We start from the raw sequence: 20,341 nt of genomic DNA, 5'->3' as shown, positions 1-20,341 counted from the left end.
TCTCAAGTGGGAGGCACGAGCTTAGGGCGGCCCTGCAAACCCGACTTGCAGGAACGGAGGAATCTGGCAGATTCGGAGGATTGGCTACACGGCCAGCGTGTCCAAAGAAGTAGCCGCCGCCTTGCCCGCGCGCGCGATGTCACGCGGGCCCACACCGAGCAACCGTTGCATCCACTGCGTCATGTGGCTCTGGTGCGCAAAGCCGACCTCGAGCGCAATCTGCGACGCGCTGCAGCGGCCTTCCAACAGCAGCGCTTTTGCGCGTTCCACACGGCGCTGCACGACATAGCGATGTACCGGCACGCCCAACGTTGCACGAAACAGCACGTTGAAATGCGGCACGCTCAAGCCAGCCTGCGCCGCCAGTTCGGCCAGCGTCAGGCGCTGGTGCAGGTGGGCTTCGATGTAGTCGATCACGCGTGCAGCCACGCGGGGCGCCAGCGTGCGAGCGCTGTTGGCCGCCCCGGTGGCCGCATCCCGACTGCTGCGCAGCAGACGGACGACAAGGGCCGTGCAGAGGCTTTCTGCATACAACGCATCGGAGGTGTCTTCCGCCTCCAGTTCGGCCCCCAGCGCAGCGGCAAGATGATGCACGCGCGCATCGCGCCATTGCAGACGCGGCGTAATGTCTGCCGGTGCGCCCACCTGTTCGCCGATGCTGCGTACAAACGTGTCGGTGATGGCGATCCGCAGAATCCGGCAGTCGGCATCGTCCGTCCACATGCCGGGCAGGCCGGCGGGAATCACGTTCGCATCGCCGTGGGCCTGGATGCCCGAATAACGGCGGCCGTCGCAAACGCAGTTCGTCCGCACAGGTGCGCCGACATGCACGGTGACGCGGTGATGCGCCATGGCGGGCACCCGATACGTGCCGGGGCGAATGCCGAGCAGCGTTCCGGCAAAGCCGTCCCAGCCGAGCCCCTCGCTGGAGCGCAGGCTGACGGAGGCGGGTTCAAGCAAGGCGGCAGGCGTGACGGCGTTCATGGCAAGGGCGGAGGTTCGCGGGCGCCTCGACATTCTGCGCCCATACGGCGCGCTATCGTTGCCATAACAAAGTTCAACTCGATTTCAGATATCGATAGCCAGATACTTGCCAACGTTGGATTTGGCTTCCCCACAGCCGAATTTCCGACGGCCTCCGGGCCGTCTTTTTATTTCGGTGCCCTGTGCTTATGGTGAAGCAGCGGCACCGACCACAAGGAGACACGCCAATGGATCGCGACGCATTCGTCAGCGCACTGAGGGCGGAGGGCTTTACCGAGTTTGTCCTCGTTACGCGAGACGCGGGCGAGCTGGACACGCACACGCACGCGTTCGAGGCGAAAGCACTCATCCTGGCAGGGGAAATTCATATCCACTCAGGCGGCGCCGAGCGCGTCTACCGGCCCGGCGACACATTCCATCTGGCAGCCAACGCACCGCACACCGAGCGCTACGGGCCGCAGGGTGTGCAGTATCTGGTCGCTCGGCGCTAGGCCGCAGATCAGGCGCGCGCCGGATACTGCGCGAGCACCTTGTCGCGAATCGACGGTTTGATATTCGCCAGCGACATGTTGCCTTTGTAGTGCGCCACCACGCGCGGGTTCATCATGCGGAACCACAGCGGCGGCACATAGGCGACCAGGATCATCGCGGCATAACCGGCGGGCAGTTGCGGCGAATGCTCGAAATGCCGCAGCGCCTGGAATGACCGCGTCGGGTTGGCGTGGTGATCGGCATGTCGCTGCAGTTGATACAGGAACAGGTTCGTCACCACATGGTTGCTGTTCCACGAATGTTGCGGCGTGCATCGCTCGTAGCGGCCGCTGGGCAATTGCTGGCGGCATAGGCCGTAGTGCTCCAGGTAGTTCACCACCTCCAGCAGCGAGGCGCCGTAGATGGCCTGGATGATCAGGAACGGCACCGCTTTCAGCCCGACAAACGCGATGCACACGCCCCACAGCACCACCGTCATCGCCCAGGCGTTGAGCACATCGTTGCGCCATGACCAGACCGAGTGGCCATGCTGCTCCAGCCGGCGTTTCTCCAATGCCCACGCCGATTTGACGCTGCCCACCACCGTGCGCGGCAGAAACTCCCAGAACGACTCGCCATAGCGCGCGCTTGCCGGATCGGCCGGCGTGGCCACGCGCACGTGGTGGCCGCGGTTGTGCTCCACATAGAAGTGCCCGTAGGCGACCGGTGCCAGCGTGATCTTCGCGAGCCACCGCTCGAAACGGTCTGTCTTGTGGCCCAGCTCGTGCGCGGTGTTGATCGAGATGCCCGTCACCACGCCCACCGAAAACGCGAACGCAAGGTAGTCGTACCAGGCAAGGTCATACGTGCGCAGCACCCACATCGCCACCGCAAAGCTCACGTAGAGCACGGTGGTCGCCAGGTAGACGATGCGGCGGTAGTAGCGCTGTTTTTCCAGCGTCGGGACGACTTCTTCGGGCGGGTTTTCACGGTCGTCGCCGATCAGGAAATCGAGCAGCGGAATGATCGTGAACACGATGAACGGCCCCGCCCACCAGAGCGGATGCCAGCCCGTCGCAAGCGCCGAAACGGCTGCGATGATGGGTAGCGTGATAGTCAGCGCGCCGAGCATCCAGAGATAGCGCTTGCCGTCGGTCCATTCCACGGACGCGACCATGCCGGGTGTTGCCATTGTCTTCCTCCTGTTTTGCCCCGCTGGGTGGCTTGGCTTGTGTACGCACATGCGTGCGCCGCCGGGGTCGTGCCCGACGCTTGCGTTATAGGCGCAGCAGGAGGAGAGACCAACGCCAGAAACTAGGCGCAAAACTCCAAACAAAGCGGCCGCCGCGCGGCCCTCTGGCGGCGGGAAAAAAGCAGTCGATTGAAACGGACGATTTAAAAACGGTCGTTCGATTTTGGTGCGGCGCACCTGAACGGAGACTCACAACAACCGTTGATGCCAGCCCCCGAAGGCGCCGGCGGGCAATGCGGATCAGGCCAATGTGGGGAGGAACGCGTTGACCGCATCCAGCACAGCGGCCTCCTGCTCCCGATGCGGCACGTGCCCGCAACGCTGCACGAGTTTGAGCGTGGCGGGTGCACCGGCCAGCGTGACGATGCGCTCGGGCTGCGCAGTCGAGCCGTACTCATCTTCGGTGCCATGCAGCGCGAGCACGGGGCTGCGCACGGCAAGCAGCGCGTCGTCAAGGCACCACTGCGCAAATGCCGGAGACAACCACGTGTTGACCCACGCATCCAGCACCCATTGCGCCTTGCTACCGTGATAGCGCTCCAGCCGGCCCATCTGGCCGGGCTCGGCAAACTGTGCCTGAGCGACGCGGATGCCCTCGCGCGTCTGCTCTTCCACGAACGCCTGCGCCGACTCGGTGATCAAACCCGCGCAGCGGCCCGGATACGCCGCCGCAATCGACACGGCCATCCCACCGCCGACGCTGTGACCGAAGACGATGAAGCGGTCCACGCCAAGCTGCTCGGTCAGCGCGGCAAAGCCACCGTACGCTTCCTGCTGAATGAAGCCCGGATCGAGCTGGCCCGCAAAGGCGTCGGATCGGCCGAAGCCAAGCCGGTCGTAGGCGATGACCGCATGCCCGGTCGACTGCGCCAGGTGCTGCGGAAAATCACGCCACAGCGCCACGCAGCCGAGGGAATCATGCAGCAGCACGATGGGCGGTTTGGCGGCATCGTCAACCGGGCCGCCCCAGTGCCGGGCATGGAGACGGCCATCGGGTGTGGTGATCCATGCCTCGGCGCCATCGACCGAAACCGCTGAAAGCGACTCAGCCATCGCGGTGTCAGAACAGGCGGTCGAGCCAGCCGTGCGGGTCCGGCGCGCGGCCGTTCTGCAGATCAACCAGCGCGGCCTTCAGCTTGGTCGTCAGCTCGCCCGCCTTGCCATCACCGATGGTGAAGTTGTGCTTGTGGCCCTTGACCTTGCCGATGGGCGTGACGACCGCTGCGGTGCCGCAGGCAAAGGCTTCGCGCAGGCGGCCGCTTTGCGCGTCGGCTTGCCATTGGTCGATGGAGTACGGCTCTTCGCACACGGTCAGGCCCATGCCGCGCGCCAGCGTGATCAGCGAATCGCGCGTGATGCCGGGCAGGATCGTGCCGGTAAGCGGCGGCGTCTGCAGCGAACCGTCATCGAAGACGAAGAACACGTTCATGCCGCCCAGTTCTTCAATCCACTTGCGCTCCACCGCATCGAGGAAGACGACTTGGTCGCAGCCCTCGCGGGTGGCTTCGGCCTGGGCGACCAGGCTGGCCGCGTAGTTGCCGCCGCACTTGGCCTCGCCCGTACCGCCAGGCGCGGCGCGCGTGTAGTTGTCCGACACCCAGATGGTGACGCCTGACGATGCGTCGCCCTTGAAGTACGCGCCCACCGGGCAGGCAATCACGCAGAACAGGTATTCGGCCGACGGCTTCACGCCCAGCACCACTTCGGTGGCGATCATGAAGGGGCGCAGGTACAGCGACGAACCCTGGCCCGACGGAATCCAGTCGCGATCGAGCTTGACCAGCTCGCGCACGGCCTGCAAAAAGAGGTCTTCCGGCAGCGCGGGCATCGCCAGGCGCTTGGCAGAATTCTGGAACCGGCGCGCATTCGCCTCCGGGCGGAACAGCGCACCGCCGCCGTCCGGCAGGCGGTAGGCCTTCATGCCCTCGAAGATTTCCTGCGCGTAGTGCAGCACCAACGTAGACGGATCGCACTGGATCGGGCCATGCGCGCCGATTTTGGCATCGTGCCAGCCCTTGCCCTCGGTGTAGCGGATGGTGGCCATGTGATCCGTGAAGACGCGGCCGAAAGCTGGGTTTTCCAGCAGGCGCGCCCGCTCTTCCGCCGGAACAGGGTTCGGGCGCTTCTCGATCGAAATAGCCGATTCGACAACGTTGTTCATACCGTCTCCAAGAGTGCGAGGGGGCACAAAAATGCCCAAACCGCTATTTTGCGCCAACGGCGATGCAATTTGGTTGCGTATTCACGCGCATACGGTATTGCAGGCGGCGGAAAAACAATGCGGTTGGACGAGCGCCCAGGGGCATCAACCGCCGTAGCTCCATGGCCGAGACCCCGCCTGGCGGAGGGGGAATACTGCACCGGAATAGCGCCGTCGCCAGGGCATTCGCGCGCCTGCCGGAACGGGCGCTAGAAGGCTTGATGGGCGGGCATCCCCCCTGCGGGACTTGAAACCCTATGGTACGGTTGACGGAATGAATGTCATGACCCGCCATCCCCTGCTGGTGCACGGCGGCACAACGGTGCCGCCAGGGAGCGTTGCGCACCATGAGTGATGCGAAACGCGATTCGCGTCGCCAGATCCACGCCGAGAAAGTCGCTGCCAGCCGGGCATTGCGCCTGAGCGTGCCGGCAGAGGCACGGCCCGCGCCGGTGAGCCGAAAAGACTGGCTCCGGCAACGGAAGGAGCAACTGCAGGCCGCCCGCGTTGCCGCCAAACAGCGACGCGATCAACTCAAGGCAGAAATCCTCTCGGCAGCACAGGAAGTTGCCCGCGAAGAGCGGGTGGCCGCACGGCTGGAAGCCGAACGCGTCAAGGCGGAAACGAAGTCCGCCAGCGTGCATGCCAAGGAAGACGCACGTGCTGCGGCCAAGTTCGAGCGCAGCAAGCCAGGCCGGTCAACGTCAAAGCGCAAAACGCTTGGAACGGGAAAACGCAAATTGGTCTCCTACGCCGATCTTCTGCGCATGCGCGGATGATCCGCCCAGCCGGTTTGCTCTGCGCCTGCAATCGTTAGCGCGCCTGAACAGGCTTGGCTTCTACGTTCTTGGCATGGAGCGGCGCGGGCTTGGCGTCGAGCCTGCGAAAAATCCACGCAGAAAACACGGTCACCACGCCCATGGTGAAGAACGCCAGCCGATACGCCGGCGCGGCCACACCAAGCTTGACCGAGAAAAGACTGACAAGCCCGCCCCCGATCGATACGCCCAGGCCGATTGCGAGCATCTGCACCATCGAGAACAAGCTGTTGCCGCTGCCGGCATCCTGGTGCGATAAGCCTTTGAGCGTGATGCTATTCATGGCTGCAAACTGCATCGAATTCGCCCATCCAAACACCGACAGTTGCACGATCGACAGCACCAGCGGCCAGCCTGGCGACATGGCCGCAAAGGAGGCAATCGAGACACCGACGACCCACGTGTTGACCTGGAGAAACACGTCGTATCCGAACCGGTTCACGAGCGGGACGACCCAGCGCTTGGCGAGCATGCCGGCAATGGCAATCGGCAATAGCAGCAACCCTGAATGGAACGGCGAATAGCCAAGCTGCAACTGGAACAGTAGCGGCAACAGGAATGGCACGGCGCCGGACCCGATGCGGCAGAACAGGTTGCCGATCAGCCCAATGCTGAAGTTCGGTTCGCGAAAGAGCGCAAGCTGGAACAGCGGCGCCACACGCCGCCTTGCGTGCGGAATATAGAGCAGCGCGCTGACGATGCTCACGGCGATCAGCGCCACGCTCCACGGGCTATGCGCACCGTTTTCGAGCGCCAGCGAGAAGGCCACCATGCACAACGACAGCAGCCCGCAGCCAAGCCAATCGAATGGCGCCACGGCGCGCACGGCGTCTTGCGGCAGATAGCGCCGTACCGCAAACAGACCCACGAAACCCACCGGCACGTTGATCAGGAAAATCCAGTGCCACGAGACATCCTGCACAAGCCAGCCGCCCAGGGCCGGCCCCAGGAGCGGACCAACCTGCCCCGCCACCGACACGAAGGCCAAGGCGGCGATGTACTGCTCGCCCGGAATATTGCGCAGCACCGCCAGCCGGCCAATTGGCAACAGCATCGATCCGCCAATCCCTTGCAGCACGCGTGCGATCACCAGTTGCGGCAGCGTGTGTGCCGTTGCGCAGAACACCGAACCGAGAACAAAAATCAGGATCGCGGTGGAATACACGCGCCGCGTACCGAACTTGTCCGCCAGCCACCCCGATGCTGGCGTCAGCATGGCCATGGTCAGCGTGTAGGCCACCACCACCGATTTCAGGTCGAGGGGCTTTTCACCGAGGCTGCGGGCCATGGAGGGCAGCGCGGTATTGACGATCGTTGTGTCCAGCGCCTGCATGAAGAAGCCGGCAAAGACAATCCACAGCATGGCCTTCTGCGAGGCGCTCTGTGGGGCAGCGGAAGTTGAAGCGGTCTGCATGTGAATCCTGGAATGCTGTCCGGAAAGCGCCGGACATCACCCGCAATGCTACCGACGGATAGCCAATCGGGAACCCCTCTAGAGACGTTGACTGTTATCGGAAAACCCGATGACAATGCCGGCATGCTCAATCCCGTCTGGATTCAAACCTTCGCCACGGTGGCCGCCGCCCATAGCTTTACGGAGGCTGGGCGCCAGCTTGACCTGTCGCAATCGTCGGTCAGCGATCACATCCGCCGGCTGGAGCAAAGCGTGAACCGGCGGTTGTTTGTGCGTGACACCCATTCGGTGTCGCTCACGCCAGACGGCGAGGCGCTACTCGTTCACGCGAAGCTGATCCTCGAATCCCTGGCGCGCGCCGAGCTGCAGTTCAGTGCGCCCCGGCTGCAGGGCCGCGTTCGGCTGGGCTCTTCGGAAGACCTGGCGCAGGGGCCGCTGCCCAATCTGCTGGCGGCGTTCCGGGCCACGCACCCGGATGTCGAGCTTGAGATCACGATGGGGATGACCAGCAAGCTGTACGAAGGCATCGAAGACGGCTCGCTCGATCTGATTGTCGGCAAACGCCGCGAAGGCGGGCGACGGGGTGTACCGCTGTTCCGAGGCCAGCTCGAATGGCTGGCGCGGCCCGGTACCGTGGTCGATGTGAGTCAGCCGCTACCGCTCATACTCGTCAACGAGCCGAGCGTGACCCGCGCAATTGTGCTGGACACGCTGGCCGCGGCCGGTTGGCTGTGGCGCGTGGTCTGCACCAGCAGCAGTCATTCCGGGTGTATTGCCGCCGCGCGCGGCGGGCTGGGGATTACCGTGCGTGCGCAGAACCTGGCGGGCGGCGGCCTGGTGCCGCCCGTCAATGGCGATGTCTTGCCGCCGCTGCCGGCAATCGAATTCATTACGTTGTCTGCGCGGCGCCTGAGCAAGCCTGCGGAGACGCTCTTGCAGCTCATCCGCAAGAGCGACCTGCGCGCCGGGCGGACGGACTGAACAACGTTCACCGTTACGAGAACACAGTCTCGTCGACTTGCCCGACAGGCTGCGCGACTTCAACGGCACGCGCTATCTGCTCGCGTTCAGCCTCGACACAAGCAGCGCATATTTTTCCGGCGAGGTATCAGCCAACGCCGCTTCGCGGGTGGAAGGCGAGTCGTCATACGGCACCGGCTCGGCAAACTGGCTCACGGTCAGATCCCACATCTTGCCGTCGATCCGGTTGTAGAAGTGTGTACCGCCGGGCGTCTGCGTCGTGAGGATGTCGCCGCCAAAATAATCCTGCACGACAAGCGAAGTCACGCTGCAGTGATTCTGCGCCGGATTCGACGGCGTCCACGCATTGGTCGGGCTCGATGTATCTGCAGACCACGCGCGCGAGAGGGCTCTGTACAAATCGAGGGGCGTTGCGAAGGGGGACGATACGGCTGGCATCTGATCTTCCTGTTTCATCGATAGGAAAGCGGCGGTGGATTCGAGCTTGGGCACTCGGTTACTGCGGGAGCGGATGTAACGCGCAAAAAACAAAAAGCCCCGTCGTTGTCGGCGGGGCTTCGGTGCGCATGGTGTTGCGGATTGCTAACGCGTGCACGTCCCCAGAGGCCGTCCCCAATGGGCGTGCGCGTGATGCTGGATCGCAATAGTGAGGGACGTGTGGGCTTGCATGGGGACGAGTGTGCCTTCCGGCGTGAGGCGCGTCAACGAATGTCGGTTGACCTTTGACGCCGGCGTGCACATGCTTGGCACGCACGTGGTGAGTGAATTTTCCATTGTTTAGCGCGGCGACGGCAGAGCTGTATTTCGCGCCCCACGTACTGAAAACCAACCGCAGGTGCCACAGCCTCCGCGGGGGGGGGGGCGCCAGACACGCATCGGAGCGCATGAATGATCCCCACCATTACCGCTTTTGAACGCTCGCCCGATGGCGGCAAAGGACTGGCGCGCGACACAAGGGTTCGCTGGGCGCTAGAAGAAGCGGCCCGGCCCTACGACGTCCGGCTGGTTTCGTTCCAGGCGATGAAAGAGCCAGCGCACCTGCGCCTGCATCCGTTCGGCCAGATTCCGACCTACGAGGAAGGCGACCTGGCCTTGTTCGAAACAGGCGCGATCGTCTTCCATATCGCCGAGCGGCACACTACTTTATTACCAAACGATAACAATGCCCGCGCACGGGCGATCACGTGGATGTTTGCGGCGCTCAACACCGTCGAACCGCCGATTCTCGAACTCGTTGCTGCCAAGTTCCAGGAGGGCGACAAGCCGTGGACCGCTGAGCGCTTGCCGCTGGTCATGGATCGCATCCGCCGTCGGCTGGGTCAACTTTCCGCGCGCCTGGGCGATGCGGATTGGCTCGATGGCGCATTCAGCGCGGGGGACCTGCTGATGGTGTCCGTACTGCTCCGGCTGCGTCCATCGGGTCTTCTGGACGAATTCCCGAGCCTGGCCGCCTATGTCGCGCGCGGTGAAGCGCGCCCCGCTTACCAGCGCGCGTTCGAGGCGCAGCTGGCGGTGTTCACCGGCACACCGCCAACCGGCTGACCAAGCTCAGGCCGCTTTGGCCTGTTGCATGGCGTCGAGCTGATCGCCGCCCAGACTGTCGACCAGGTCGGTCAGCATCCGCGCCAACTCGCCGGTCATGAGTGCGACATCGGAATCGAAGCGTTCGTCATCGTTCTGCGCGGTGGGGTCTTCGGCTTCCTTGATCACGTCAAGCGGCGTCACGCGCTTGATCAAAAGCGACGGCGTCAGCACGAAGGAGACCCGGTCGTCCCAGGTCATGGCAAGGCGCATGCATTGCTTGCCGGCTTCGATATGCCGGCGCATGTCTTCCGCTTCCAGCGCGTGGCCGACGTATCGCACGGTGGCACCGCCCTCACCCGTCGAGCGCAACTCGGCGTCCTGGTCTACGGTAAAGCCGCCGGGCGCCTCTCCAGAGAGCAGCCACTCCGTCATCGCGGCAACTGGCGAATGCGCCACGTGCACGTTCGTGAGCGGCAACTGATCGATCGACTTCACGAGCAGGCCGCGCACGTCGTCGGCAACCGCCTGCGAGGCCGCATCGATCACGAGCCAGCCGTTTGCCGTATCGATCCACACACGGGTATCGCGCCGAATGCTGAACGCGCGCGGCAGCAGTTCGTCAGTCACCTGCTCCTTGAGTTCGCGCAGTTGCTTTCGGCCGGGCTTGAAGCCCTGCTGCTCCTCAACCTCAAGCGCCCGGGCCTTGGTCACCTGGTTGATGACAGACGCCGGCAGCAGCTTCTTTTCTGCGCGAAAGACCAGCAGCATCTGCCCGTTGTTCGAATACACGAGCGCGCCGTCATCACGCGGCGATGCCCAGCCGGAGGTTTGCTTTTCTACGCTGTTGCCCGGTTGAAATGCGTGGGGCGCCAGCCACTTTTCAAGCTGGTCAGGGGTAACGGCCCAAGGTGCCGGCAGGCGATGAAGCTGAAGGTTTTTGAACCACATGGGAGTACGGGCAAAGTGCGCGATTCTAAATGATGGCGGCCCCCTCCCCCCAATGGGCGATGTCCGGCCCAGCGTGCACAGCGCGTTCGGGTGGCGCTGGTACTAATATGCAGGTCTTGACGCTGGCATCCGTTGATGAGCGATCGGGCGTCACATTCGAGCTGGAGACAAACGATGACACGCGTTCGCGTTGCGGGCTTCACCCTCTCGCTTGACGGATACGGCGCAGGTCCGGATCAGGACATCAACAATCCGCTCGGCATTGGCGGGACAGAACTGCACACGTGGCTAGTCACGACGCGCACGTTCCAGCACGCCCTGCTCGGCAAGGACGGCGGCACAACCGGCGTTGACAATGATTTTGCCGCCCGCAGTTTTCAGAACGTTGGGGCGTGGATTCTCGGGCGAAACATGTTCGGCCCCATTCGCGGGGATTGGCCCGACGACAACTGGAAAGGCTGGTGGGGCGACAACCCGCCGTATCACGTTCCCGTTTTTGTGTTGACCCACTACGCGCGTGCGCCCATCGAGATGGAGGGCGGCACGACCTTCCACTTCGTCACAGGCGGCGCTCGAGAAGCGCTCGACCGCGCCTGCGAGGCCGCCGGCGGGAAAGATGTACGAATCGGCGGTGGGCCAGGCACCATCCGACAGTACCTTCGTGAGGGCCTCATCGATGAACTGCACATTGCGATCTCGCCGGTCTTGCTTGGCCGTGGGGAACCTCTGTTCGAAGGCATTGATTTGCGAGCACTGGGCTATACGTGTGTTGAATCCGTAGCGTCGGAAAACGCGACGCATGTTGTTCTACGGCGCCCGCCCCGTACGAACATTTGAACGGACGATGACAGGACGAACCATGACTGAGCACGACGCAAAACTGCACGGTAGCTGGCGCTTGTTGTCTTTCGAGACCGAAATGCAAGAGACAAAGGAGCGCACGCAGCCCTGGGGAGTTGATCCCAATGGGTCACTGATATTCAGCGCTGATGGGCGAATGATGGTGCTCTTGACCGCCAAGGCGCGCGAGCCCGGGAATACAGACGAGAAGCTCGTGGCGCTGTTCCGTACCGTCCTGGCCTATACAGGGCGGTATCGGGTCGACGGCGATCGGTTCATCACGAAGGTCGATGCGTCGTGGAATGAAGCATGGACCGGCACAGAGCAGGAACGGCACTACACGTTTGATGGAGACGCGCTCGTGGTCTATACGGCGTGGATGCCGAATCCGCTGGTTGCCGGAAATCCAATAGGAAGAGGCGTTCTGCGCTTCAGGCGCGAGCTACCTCCCCTACAAAGTCCACGGTGAGTGTTCCGGCGAGATGCAAAACCCCGCACTTACATTCGCCAATCAGGAAGCTTGGGAAGCTTGGCTCGAAGCCAGCGCAGAGGTTGCGCCCGGTGTTTGGTTGCACATTGCCAAGCGATCTGCCGAGCAATCGACTGTGTCTTACGCACAGGCACTTGAGAGCGCTCTCTGCTACGGATGGATCGATGGCCAAAAAAAGGCTGGGAGCGAGCACTACTGGCTACAGCGATTTACGCCTAGAACCGCCAAAAGCATCTGGTCGAAGATCAACAAAGCCAAAGCTGAAGCGTTGATGTCCGACGGAAGGATGCGCCCAAGCGGGCTTCGCGCAATCGATCTGGCCAAGCACGACGGGCGTTGGGAGGCGGCATATTCGTCTGCGAGTACATCAACCGTGCCCGATGATCTGCAGCAGGCTCTCGACGCCAACCCGAAGGCGGAGCAATTCTTCGCGACCCTGAACAGTCAAAACCGGTACGCGATTCTGTTCAGAATCCCAAACGTGAAGAAGGCCGAGACGCGTGCCAAAAAGATCTCCCAGTTCATCGACATGCTGAACAAGGGCGAGAAGCTGCATCCATAGCATTGTCGGACTGAAACTCAGCTGTGGGCCGGTGCATTCCCTGCCCAAGCTGAGCATGTTCGGCGCGCCCATCGCGGAGTCAGGCCCGCCGCAAACCCATCACAGCCCGTGCTGGGCCCGGTATGCGGCTTCCGCGCCTGCATAGTCGGGGCTTTCGCTGTGGTACTCCGCGCGTTGGTCTTCAGCTTGGTGGATCGACTGCAGCTCGCTGGCGCTCAACTGACGAGGCGCCGGGCGCGCCGCGCGCCTGAGCCCAACGGCGGCGGGTGTCGGTTGGCGAACCTCATGGTCTGCATAGGCCTGCTGATAGTTCGGCATTTCGCCGTGGTAGCGGGCGCGATCGTCTTCGGCACGCGCAATCTGAGCGCGCTGCACATCGTCTAGCTTGGAGTGCGCAACGCGTTGGACGCGCGGCGGCGCGGACTGCGAGCGGCGTTCCGGCGCCGGATTGCTGCGCGCGAGATAGCTGGCGTACTCCGCACGAGCGGCACTGTAGTCCGCATGCGCATGGCCGTGGTAGGCGGCCGCTTCCTCTGCGTCGCGCTCGAAGTCGGCCAACGTCCGTGTCGGGGCGGTGTGCTGACGTGCGGGCGTGGCAGGTGCGCTCGCCGGTCGGCCAGCCTGCGGCCCCCGCGCGGGCGCGCCTTGCACCTGTGCGGCCGGACGATGCCTCTGGCTGGCGAAATCCTCAAGGTCCTTGAAGCTCAGCTTGCTCGGTGTGGCAGCCGGGCGCTGCGGCGTTGCTGCAGCCGTGCGGGGAGCGGATGCGCGCGGTGCCGGTGAGGACATTCCTCTGGGTGGGGGCGCGTGCACGGTTGCCGGGTTGAGCGAGGCGACAAAGTGATCCAGGTTGAGATTGCGCGTACGGCTGTCCTTGATGCCGAGGATGACCTGCATCTGCTGCAGCAGCTTGACGGATTGCGCGGGTGGCAAGTGCGCGACGTGTCGATCGAGCGTTTCCATGGCCTCGATCGGTTTGCGCCAAGCCTGCTTGCCGTGCTCGGTCGGCAGATGCTCGATCTGGCTCAATACGCGCGCACGATGGTGCTGGACCGAGATGTTGCCGCCAGACACTCCATGGCCTGGCGTGCGCACCGATCGGGGCGACGCGGCAACCTCGCGCCGGACCGGGGCGTTGGCCATGGGAGGCTGCTGGACGGATGGATGAACCTGCGCAGTCGATCGGGCGACCTGTGGTTTGGCCGGCTCGGCGGGCCGATTGATATGCAACATCCGCTGCAGCGCGCGGCCTGCACGACGCGGGCTCGCGGCAAGCGACGCCAAGACGCCCTGCCTAGACCGAACCTGGTTGCCACTGGACTGCTGCTGCGGTGCTATGTTTTCTTTGTTCGCTTGGGTGCTGTGATGTGACGGCGTGCTGTGTGTTGAGCCGATGCGATAGTTGCCCATGGACTTCATTCTCAGGTTCGGAGGAGGAAGACAACTATCCGGTGCCCTGCGCAACCGCTTAGCGTCGACAACCATGTTAGAGCGGCACCCGCCGCGTGCTGCCGCCGCCACGAAACGTCGGTGCATCCAGCGAAGTTGCTGGGCGATGGGGGGAAGTGAACCGTTCTCCCCCTTCTCAAGCGGACGCCAATCGCCCCCTCCAAAAAGACTAATCACCGCCAGCCCACCGGCAACTGCCTGCCCAGGCAGCGTGATCCGCAGCACCATTTCATCCTCGCGTTGGACTGGGATGGCTCCGGTCCATGACGCCCGCGTTCGCCGGGCCAATTCTCAAAATTGCTCACATGGAGAGGATTACCCCCAATAGGTCGCTACAGCATCAGGTTTCCTTGCCGTTGCAAGTTTCGAGCAGCGCCATCGGGGCCTGCCATCAACAAACGGTGCGGTTAAAAGGCCGAACGAACGGGGAAACCACAATGGGGATCAACAACTTGACGGTGCGCGCCAAGCTCACCTTGGCATTTGGCTTTCTGGCGGGGCTGGTGTTGCTGGTGTCTGCGCTTGCAGTGCAGGCGCTGAGCGAGTCGAACGAGCGTTTTTCCAAGTATGTGAACGGCGTCAATGCCCGGGCCTCACTGTCCGAACGCGTGCGCACGGCAGTGGACCGCCGCGCCATTGCGGCACGCAACCTCGTGCTTGTGGCCAAGCAGTCAGACATCGATCTGGAAAAAGCTGCGGTTACGCAGGCGCATGAAGACGTGCAGAGCCGCCTGGGCAAACTCAAGGAGTTGACTGCACAAGCCGGAGACACCGATGACCGCGCACGCGGCTTGGTCGAAGACATCGACCGCATTGAAGCCAAGTATGGCCCGGTGGCGCTCGCCATCGTCAACGCGGCGCTCACTGGCAAACACGAAGAATCCATCACGATGATGAACGAGCAGTGCCGGCCGCTGCTGGCCGCGCTCGTCAAGGCAACCAATGCCTACAGCGAACACGCCCGCGAGCGCGCACACGAGATGGAGCGCCAATCGGCCGAGCGCTACGCATTCCAGCGCACACTGCTCATCGGCATTTGCCTTGCCACCGTGCTGGGCGCCTTGGCTGCCGGCATTCTCATCACCCGTGGGCTGACCCGGGCGCTGGGTGCGGAGCCTGATGCGCTGAGCGACATCACGCGCCGCGTAGCCTCCGGAGACCTGAGCCCCGTGCTCGGCGGCGCAACCGCACCTCGCGGCAGCATCCTCGCCTCCATGTCGGAAATGCAGGCCAGCCTTGTGAAGCTGATCGACCAGGTTCGCCAGGCCGCGCACGGCATTGCCAGCGATGTGGGCCAGATCGCCAGTGGCAACCAGGATCTCTCGTCTCGCACCGAGCAGCAGGCCTCGTCTTTGCAAGAGACCGCTTCCAGCATGGAAGAGCTGACCTCCACCGTGAAGCAGAACGCCGACAACGCGCAGCAGGCCAGCGTGCTCGCATCCGACGCCTCCGAAATTGCGCAACGCGGCAGCACCGTGGTCGGCAACGTCGTCGACACCATGACCGACATCCGCACCAGCTCGGCCAAAGTGGCAGACATCATCGGTCTGATTGAAGGCATTGCGTTCCAGACCAACATACTCGCGCTCAACGCCGCAGTGGAAGCTGCTCGCGCCGGCGAGCAAGGCCGCGGCTTTGCCGTGGTGGCCAGTGAAGTGCGCAGCCTCGCGCAGCGTTCGTCCAGCGCAGCCAAGGAGATCAAGGAACTCATCAGCACCTCGGTGCAGAAGATCCAGGACGGCTCCTCGCTGGTGGAAACTGCCGGCAAGACCATGACCGAAGTCACCCAGGCCGTGGCCCGTGTGACTGACATCATGGGCGAGATTGCCGCCGCCTCTGTCGAGCAGAGCCGTGGCATCGAGCAAATCAACCTGGCGATTACGCAGATGGACGAAGTCACCCAGCAGAACGCCGCGCTGGTCGAGCAGGCAGCGGCCGCATCCACATCATTGGAAGGCCAGGGTCAGCAACTGAGCCATGCGGTGGCGTTCTTCCGACTGCACGAGGCGAGTTCGGTGGCTTGATGCGGCAGACGATGACGCCGGTATCGGGCGGCTGTCGTCATCAAGCGGGAAATCGATTGGATGAGGGCGCAGCCGTTTGCTAACGGCTGCTGTCGGCCTGCAGGCGACTCGGTTGTCGCGCGCGCGATTGGCCGTTTCCAGACGTCGATTCTGCAGAGTTGGTCAGTACCCTAGTCGGCTGCAGTGATTTTCTGATGCCCGCGCGGCGCGCTATTCGTGCGCAGGCTCGGAATCCATCTGGCACGCACTGACCAGATCTGCGCAACTACTTGGGAATCGACTTTCCAGGGATAAATCCGTCGATGATCGCCTCAGCCATCTTCGTTGCCGCCCGTTTGGCGATACCAATGCTTTCCCAATGGTCAGCCGGCAACGCGAAAATACGAGAATGCTCGGTACTCGGCGGCTCCCCTTGCTGGCAGATCAACACGGAGGCACTGTAAGACCGGTCCGGACGCCGTTCATGCCATTCACGGGGCGGATCAAACAGGTAGATCAGGGGGTAAACATCGAACCCCTTGTAGCGGCAAGTCGGATAGGCGTCCACGGCAATCTCCGTTGAAAGGGGTGGCCTCACTGTACGCTCTTTCCGTTTGCTCCATTGAACTATCCTCGAAGCAATTGCGGACGAAGCGCCCTTTGTGCGCCACGTGATCCCGCCGGTTTGAGATCTCCTTGCCAAGGCTGCACGCGCATATCGAGGGTATGGTCGCCTTGTGCAGTTTTCGCGTAGAGGCTGTCCCGGATGACTTGTCCGATGGCCAGGCGACACAAGGTTTCAATGCCGCCCGTGGCTGCCGAGGCCAGATCCGGTGCGCTTGCCAGCACCCTGAAGGACCGCCTTCCTTCCCCCACGAAACTGGTGAACTGGACGCAGTTCGGCTGCCCATCGTGGATAAAGCCCACAGTGATGGAATACGCCATGCCCTTTGCCGCTCCGGGGAGCGTGCAAAGAAAGCTCGTCTTGTCGGTCGCATGCGTCATCTTGCTTCCTGGCTGGTTACGCGAGCAACACGCCTCGCCAACGCAATATCAAAAAGGCACCGGCTACAGAAACACCTCGCGCCCGTTACAGCGACGCCACCGATTCTCCGGGTACCAGGCCATTGATGACGTCTTCGCCGAACTTAAGCGCGCCCCGCCTCGCGGTGCCCACATTCTCCCAAACGGTAAGCGTCATGCGAAAAACGCGCGAGTGCTCGGCTCCGGGTTGATGACCTGTGCGGCAGATCACTACAGACGCGTTGAACGTACGATCGGGACGCTTGCGCGGCCATGACTGGGCCGTCTCAGTCCTGTACACCAATGGATACAGGTCGAAACCCTTGTACGTGGCTGACGGGCTTGCATTCATGAGGGACTCCAACCGAGGGTGTGCGTGATCGATGCCCGGTTGGGCATCGACATAGACTGGCAACAGCAATCCGCTGATTTGCCGGGGCAGTTATGAGTCCACCCCTAAATGATCGACGGTGATCACGAGCATCCGATCTCCACGATCCGCTTGGGTATGCACGCCCAACTGCGCCCGCAGAAAACGGTCAAGCATGCACTGCAGCTGACCAAGGTCTTGCCGATCTGCGTGCGTCAACTGATTCATGACATCGTGCGTGAACGCGATCGTCAACGTTCTCGCACGCCAGATACGGCTGTCGAATTCAGGTACCTGCCAGTTTGCCGCTAGCACCCTCGGCCCGGAGTGCCAGGTCCGCACGTCCTGCCCGGTAATTTCGTCTAGCACCGGCTTGGTAAACGCGACGAGGTCGAGCATCACGGATCTCCATGACTTACACCGCCAGTCGGAGCATCAACGGGCAGGCGTCCGTGTGCGGCACAGGAGGATGGTGTCCCACTGTACTCTCATATATGCACGGCGGCGTGTCCGGGGCTAGCACAAGTGTGTGAGCGACGAAAAAAAACCCCGCATAGCGGGGTTTCATATTGCGGGCGAGACGAATCAGATTGCCGCAATCTTGGTCGCGACCGGGCCTTTCTGGCCTGCGCCCGACACAAAACTGACCTTCTGTCCCTCTTCAAGCGACTTGAACCCATTGCTCTGAACCTCAGAGAAATGAGCAAACAGATCGTTGCCGCCTGCGTCAGGGGTGATGAAGCCGAAGCCCTTGGAGTCGTTGAACCACTTTACGATACCGGTTTCCATGTTGGATTCCTTAAATGTTCTGGTCGAGCCCATGCTCACCAGGCATGACAATCAAGGAAGGAACAATGAGAAAAGGTATCGCCTAGCGTGACAACCCAAAACTTCGGAGTAACTGCTTGAAAAGCCTGCGGTGCAAGGTGTACCGGGCTCACAAGGTTCTGTCAATCAAAAAGGCGATGAGCCCGGAAATAAGCCATGAATGTGGATGCGACCGCGCTTTGCAACCGCTCCATGTTGCCCATACACCGCCGCGTTTGGTTGTGACAGACGAGCATTGGCATTCCATGGCTACCCACAACGCGAGCCATTGAAGCAGCCCAGAGAGCAGGGATTGCGAGAAGCTGTTACCATGCGCAACCTTTACCCGTTCTTCGAATCGATCGGGCTGGGTGCCTGGCAAGAAGACTCATCAAGCGCTGGCCACCCGTCGGGCGTACACCCGAATCATCTTGGGCCACGCGGCCCATCACCTACCTGACCGGCGGTTTATCCGCTCCGTACGCAGCGCGCATGTACTTGGCGTGCCAGCCTACGCAAGTACGGTCACCTCGTTGCCAATCGCTTGCGCCGTGCATTTGTATGCATGACCCAAAGGCGTTGGCCCTACCCATCGTGGCGTAGCTCATCAGCAGGAACTGGTTTGCTCAGGCGTTCCACGCCTGCATCAGCTCTCGCCCGAAATCCAGCAGTGTATTGAACAAAATCGACTCCCCGTACACGGTGTCCGTGTACCCAATTGAACAAGAACCCGGCGTCTGGTTTGCCACCTATCTCATCAATGAGTACAGGGATGGTACGGAACGCATCCTCGCCAACGTCTCGATGCGCCACAACGTACATGGCACGGAAGCACTCGCAACGAATGCTGCCCGGGTTGCAGGAAGAGCAGCCATCGCACGTCTGGCACCCCATCATAAGAACTGAACCGCTCAAGCCGCCCCGCGCGGCTTTTTTCCGCTTGCGGCAAGCGCAAGCGCAACCCAGCAGTCAACAGGAAGGAAATCACCATGTCTGTTAGCGAAGAGTGGGAAGAACTGCATCTGACGCCCGAGGGCTGGAAAGATGGCAGCTATCGACACGTACCTGGTGATGCCGTCATCGTCGCGCCGCCGGCCAATGATGTACTGACCGTGCGCAGACATGTTGCTGCCGTCTATGGCGGGCCGTCACGCGTGACAGAAGACAGAACACCGCGCACCGATGACCTGAGCCAGATCGAGCAATTGCTGTTGAAGTACGGCGCTCCTGTCTTTGGCGTCTAGACCGCAGACGAAGCGGACGAATACTCGCGCGCTACATCGCGCCCACGTTATTTGAGAGAGAAATTGGCATGACACTCTGCCGCGCTTGCCTTGCGATTGAAGTCCACCGACTTGGTGCGTCAGGCCATGCCTTCTTACGAATCACCGACACCCAGCGCATCAAAGCCTCCAAGACAGCGGCCGTCACGGTGAGCACGTTTGCATGCCGCACGTGCGGCGCAAACTGGACCTATCGGGAAGGGAAAAACGTGCCCAACCCGGGATGGTCGCTGGAACAGTAAGCGCCTTCATTGGTTCGCTAGCCTCCGGCGTCTTGGCCGAGGCTCTGAGGAACGCCTGGCGGCGGCGAGGCAGTCCCCCAGGTTTTGGACAGAGGCCACGGCGTTTCCAAGGTTGCGTATCGACTGGGCATGGGCCAATACAGCCGGTATCAGTGGCCCCAAGCAAAGACCCAAACCCACGCTCGCGCATTCCTGGAACCCAACCAACGCCGCATATCGAATAACATCTTCCGACCACACAGCGGCGCAAGAGCCTCTCTGCGCAGTGGCCGAAGAGTCCTCCAATGCCACGTCACCACCATCACGTCTACGTCGTCGAACTGTCGCGGCAAGTGCTGGGCGAAGCGCGCTTTGTGAAAGCCAATCCGGATTACTTTGGCGACAAACCTTGCGTTTATGTAGGCATGACAGGTCAGTCGCCGGACGTGCGCTTTGACAAACACAAGGCGGGGCTGAAATCGAACCGGTTTGTGCGCGAATATGGGTTGCGTCTGATGCCGGAGCTGTATGAGTGCTTCAACCCGATGCCTTACGAGGCCGCTCGGGAGATGGAGGTGGAGCTGGCGATCGGATTGCGCGAGGAAGGATATGCTGTGTGGCAAGCGTAAGTGGGTGACAGCCTTCGAAACCTGAGCGTGTTGGCCGGTCGAGCAGCTCAGCGCCGAATGGTGCATAACGGC

At 62.3% G+C, this 20,341-nt stretch carries 24 protein-coding genes and 1 pseudogene; 12 read left to right on the top strand and 13 right to left on the bottom strand.

Annotated features, from left to right (window positions below):
• Positions 1–84 precede the first annotated feature (84 nt).
• Positions 85–984, bottom strand: coding sequence for a helix-turn-helix domain-containing protein (locus BG83_RS0120625; RefSeq protein WP_024978496.1), 900 nt, complete (start codon positions 982–984; stop codon positions 85–87).
• A gap of 227 nt (positions 985–1,211) precedes the next feature.
• Between BG83_RS0120625 and BG83_RS0120620 the strand changes: the two genes are divergently transcribed.
• Positions 1,212–1,475 (top strand): cupin domain-containing protein, encoded by a 264-nt coding sequence (locus BG83_RS0120620; RefSeq protein ID WP_024978495.1) that lies wholly within the window; start codon positions 1,212–1,214, stop codon positions 1,473–1,475.
• A gap of 8 nt (positions 1,476–1,483) precedes the next feature.
• Here BG83_RS0120620 and BG83_RS0120615 read toward each other — a convergent pair whose 3' ends face one another.
• The 3 genes from BG83_RS0120615 to BG83_RS0120605 form a co-directional block, all read right to left on the bottom strand.
• A complete protein-coding gene (locus BG83_RS0120615; RefSeq protein WP_024978494.1) occupies positions 1,484–2,647 on the bottom strand; it encodes an alkane 1-monooxygenase in 1,164 nt (387 codons plus the stop codon).
• 300 nt (positions 2,648–2,947) lie between these two features.
• Positions 2,948–3,760: an alpha/beta fold hydrolase gene (locus BG83_RS0120610; protein WP_024978493.1), complete on the bottom strand. Its 813-nt coding sequence runs from the start codon at positions 3,758–3,760 to the stop codon at positions 2,948–2,950.
• Positions 3,761–3,767: 7 nt separating this feature from the next.
• Complete coding sequence (locus tag BG83_RS0120605; protein WP_024978492.1) at positions 3,768–4,868, bottom strand: branched-chain amino acid aminotransferase; 1,101 nt, start codon at positions 4,866–4,868, stop codon at positions 3,768–3,770.
• Positions 4,869–5,254: 386 nt separating this feature from the next.
• On the opposite strand from BG83_RS0120605, the gene BG83_RS0120600 reads away from it, so the two are divergent.
• Positions 5,255–5,686 carry a hypothetical protein gene (locus BG83_RS0120600; protein WP_024978491.1) on the top strand — a complete coding sequence of 144 codons (432 nt, stop codon included), beginning with the start codon at positions 5,255–5,257 and terminating at the stop codon, positions 5,684–5,686.
• 34 nt (positions 5,687–5,720) lie between these two features.
• Here the strand turns inward: BG83_RS0120600 and mdtD are convergent, their stop codons facing one another.
• Positions 5,721–7,139 (bottom strand): multidrug transporter subunit MdtD, encoded by a 1,419-nt coding sequence (gene mdtD, locus BG83_RS0120595; protein ID WP_037032133.1) that lies wholly within the window; start codon positions 7,137–7,139, stop codon positions 5,721–5,723.
• 123 nt (positions 7,140–7,262) lie between these two features.
• Here mdtD and BG83_RS0120590 point away from each other — a divergent pair, with 123 nt between their 5' ends.
• Entirely contained in the window at positions 7,263–8,120 is an 858-nt protein-coding gene (locus tag BG83_RS0120590; RefSeq protein WP_024978489.1) for a LysR family transcriptional regulator, read from the top strand.
• 72 nt (positions 8,121–8,192) lie between these two features.
• On the opposite strand, the gene BG83_RS0120585 is transcribed toward BG83_RS0120590, so the two are convergent.
• Positions 8,193–8,612 carry a YunG family protein gene (locus BG83_RS0120585; protein WP_235193230.1) on the bottom strand — a complete coding sequence of 140 codons (420 nt, stop codon included), beginning with the start codon at positions 8,610–8,612 and terminating at the stop codon, positions 8,193–8,195.
• A gap of 396 nt (positions 8,613–9,008) precedes the next feature.
• On the opposite strand from BG83_RS0120585, the gene BG83_RS0120580 reads away from it, so the two are divergent.
• On the top strand, positions 9,009–9,662 hold the full coding sequence (locus BG83_RS0120580) for a glutathione S-transferase family protein (protein ID WP_024978487.1): 654 nt from the start codon (positions 9,009–9,011) through the stop codon (positions 9,660–9,662).
• A gap of 6 nt (positions 9,663–9,668) precedes the next feature.
• On the opposite strand, the gene BG83_RS0120575 is transcribed toward BG83_RS0120580, so the two are convergent.
• Complete coding sequence (locus BG83_RS0120575; RefSeq protein WP_024978486.1) at positions 9,669–10,592, bottom strand: recombination-associated protein RdgC; 924 nt, start codon at positions 10,590–10,592, stop codon at positions 9,669–9,671.
• 174 nt (positions 10,593–10,766) lie between these two features.
• On the opposite strand from BG83_RS0120575, the gene BG83_RS0120570 reads away from it, so the two are divergent.
• The 3 genes from BG83_RS0120570 to BG83_RS0120560 are packed head-to-tail and all read left to right on the top strand — an operon-like array spanning position 10,767 to position 12,484.
• The gene (locus BG83_RS0120570; protein ID WP_024978485.1) at positions 10,767–11,429 is read left to right on the top strand and encodes a dihydrofolate reductase family protein; all 663 of its coding nucleotides are present in this window, start codon (positions 10,767–10,769) and stop codon (positions 11,427–11,429) included.
• Positions 11,430–11,451: 22 nt separating this feature from the next.
• Positions 11,452–11,901 (top strand): lipocalin-like domain-containing protein, encoded by a 450-nt coding sequence (locus BG83_RS0120565; RefSeq protein ID WP_024978484.1) that lies wholly within the window; start codon positions 11,452–11,454, stop codon positions 11,899–11,901.
• A 13-nt stretch (positions 11,902–11,914) separates the two neighbouring features.
• A complete protein-coding gene (locus BG83_RS0120560) occupies positions 11,915–12,484 on the top strand; it encodes a YdeI/OmpD-associated family protein (RefSeq protein WP_024978483.1) in 570 nt (189 codons plus the stop codon).
• Between the two features lie 99 nt (positions 12,485–12,583).
• Here the strand turns inward: BG83_RS0120560 and BG83_RS0120555 are convergent, their stop codons facing one another.
• Entirely contained in the window at positions 12,584–13,627 is a 1,044-nt protein-coding gene (locus BG83_RS0120555) for a hypothetical protein (RefSeq protein ID WP_024978482.1), read from the bottom strand.
• A gap of 743 nt (positions 13,628–14,370) precedes the next feature.
• Here BG83_RS0120555 and BG83_RS0120545 point away from each other — a divergent pair.
• Positions 14,371–15,948 (top strand): annotated as a pseudogene (locus BG83_RS0120545) (methyl-accepting chemotaxis protein); the annotation flags it as partial.
• Between the two features lie 274 nt (positions 15,949–16,222).
• Here BG83_RS0120545 and BG83_RS0120540 read toward each other — a convergent pair.
• From BG83_RS0120540 to BG83_RS0120520, 5 genes are all read right to left on the bottom strand, one after another.
• Positions 16,223–16,504, bottom strand: a complete 282-nt coding sequence (locus BG83_RS0120540) for a hypothetical protein (RefSeq protein WP_024978479.1) — start codon at positions 16,502–16,504, stop codon at positions 16,223–16,225.
• Between the two features lie 59 nt (positions 16,505–16,563).
• Positions 16,564–16,941 carry a hypothetical protein gene (locus BG83_RS0120535; RefSeq protein ID WP_024978478.1) on the bottom strand — a complete coding sequence of 126 codons (378 nt, stop codon included), beginning with the start codon at positions 16,939–16,941 and terminating at the stop codon, positions 16,564–16,566.
• Between the two features lie 85 nt (positions 16,942–17,026).
• Positions 17,027–17,311 carry a hypothetical protein gene (locus BG83_RS29905; RefSeq protein ID WP_024978477.1) on the bottom strand — a complete coding sequence of 95 codons (285 nt, stop codon included), beginning with the start codon at positions 17,309–17,311 and terminating at the stop codon, positions 17,027–17,029.
• Positions 17,312–17,401: 90 nt separating this feature from the next.
• Complete coding sequence (locus tag BG83_RS0120525; protein WP_024978476.1) at positions 17,402–17,728, bottom strand: hypothetical protein; 327 nt, start codon at positions 17,726–17,728, stop codon at positions 17,402–17,404.
• Between the two features lie 186 nt (positions 17,729–17,914).
• Positions 17,915–18,118 (bottom strand): cold-shock protein, encoded by a 204-nt coding sequence (locus tag BG83_RS0120520; RefSeq protein WP_024978475.1) that lies wholly within the window; start codon positions 18,116–18,118, stop codon positions 17,915–17,917.
• Between the two features lie 693 nt (positions 18,119–18,811).
• On the opposite strand from BG83_RS0120520, the gene BG83_RS28930 reads away from it, so the two are divergent.
• The 4 genes from BG83_RS28930 to BG83_RS0120505 all read left to right on the top strand — a co-directional run bounded on the left by BG83_RS28930 (position 18,812) and on the right by BG83_RS0120505 (position 20,269).
• The gene (locus tag BG83_RS28930; RefSeq protein WP_080693703.1) at positions 18,812–19,042 is read left to right on the top strand and encodes an isochorismatase; all 231 of its coding nucleotides are present in this window, start codon (positions 18,812–18,814) and stop codon (positions 19,040–19,042) included.
• An 83-nt stretch (positions 19,043–19,125) separates the two neighbouring features.
• Complete coding sequence (locus BG83_RS0120515) at positions 19,126–19,380, top strand: hypothetical protein (protein WP_024978474.1); 255 nt, start codon at positions 19,126–19,128, stop codon at positions 19,378–19,380.
• A gap of 68 nt (positions 19,381–19,448) precedes the next feature.
• Complete coding sequence (locus BG83_RS29900) at positions 19,449–19,661, top strand: hypothetical protein (RefSeq protein ID WP_024978473.1); 213 nt, start codon at positions 19,449–19,451, stop codon at positions 19,659–19,661.
• Positions 19,662–19,945: 284 nt separating this feature from the next.
• Positions 19,946–20,269, top strand: coding sequence for a hypothetical protein (locus BG83_RS0120505; protein ID WP_024978472.1), 324 nt, complete (start codon positions 19,946–19,948; stop codon positions 20,267–20,269).
• The last annotated feature ends 72 nt before the right edge of the window (positions 20,270–20,341 follow it).

It is taken from the genome of Ralstonia pickettii (genome assembly GCF_000607165.1).
Classification (GTDB): domain Bacteria; phylum Pseudomonadota; class Gammaproteobacteria; order Burkholderiales; family Burkholderiaceae; genus Ralstonia; species Ralstonia holmesii.
The sequence above is the reverse complement of the archived record's forward strand: the minus strand, read 5'-3'. Positions and strand labels throughout refer to the sequence as shown.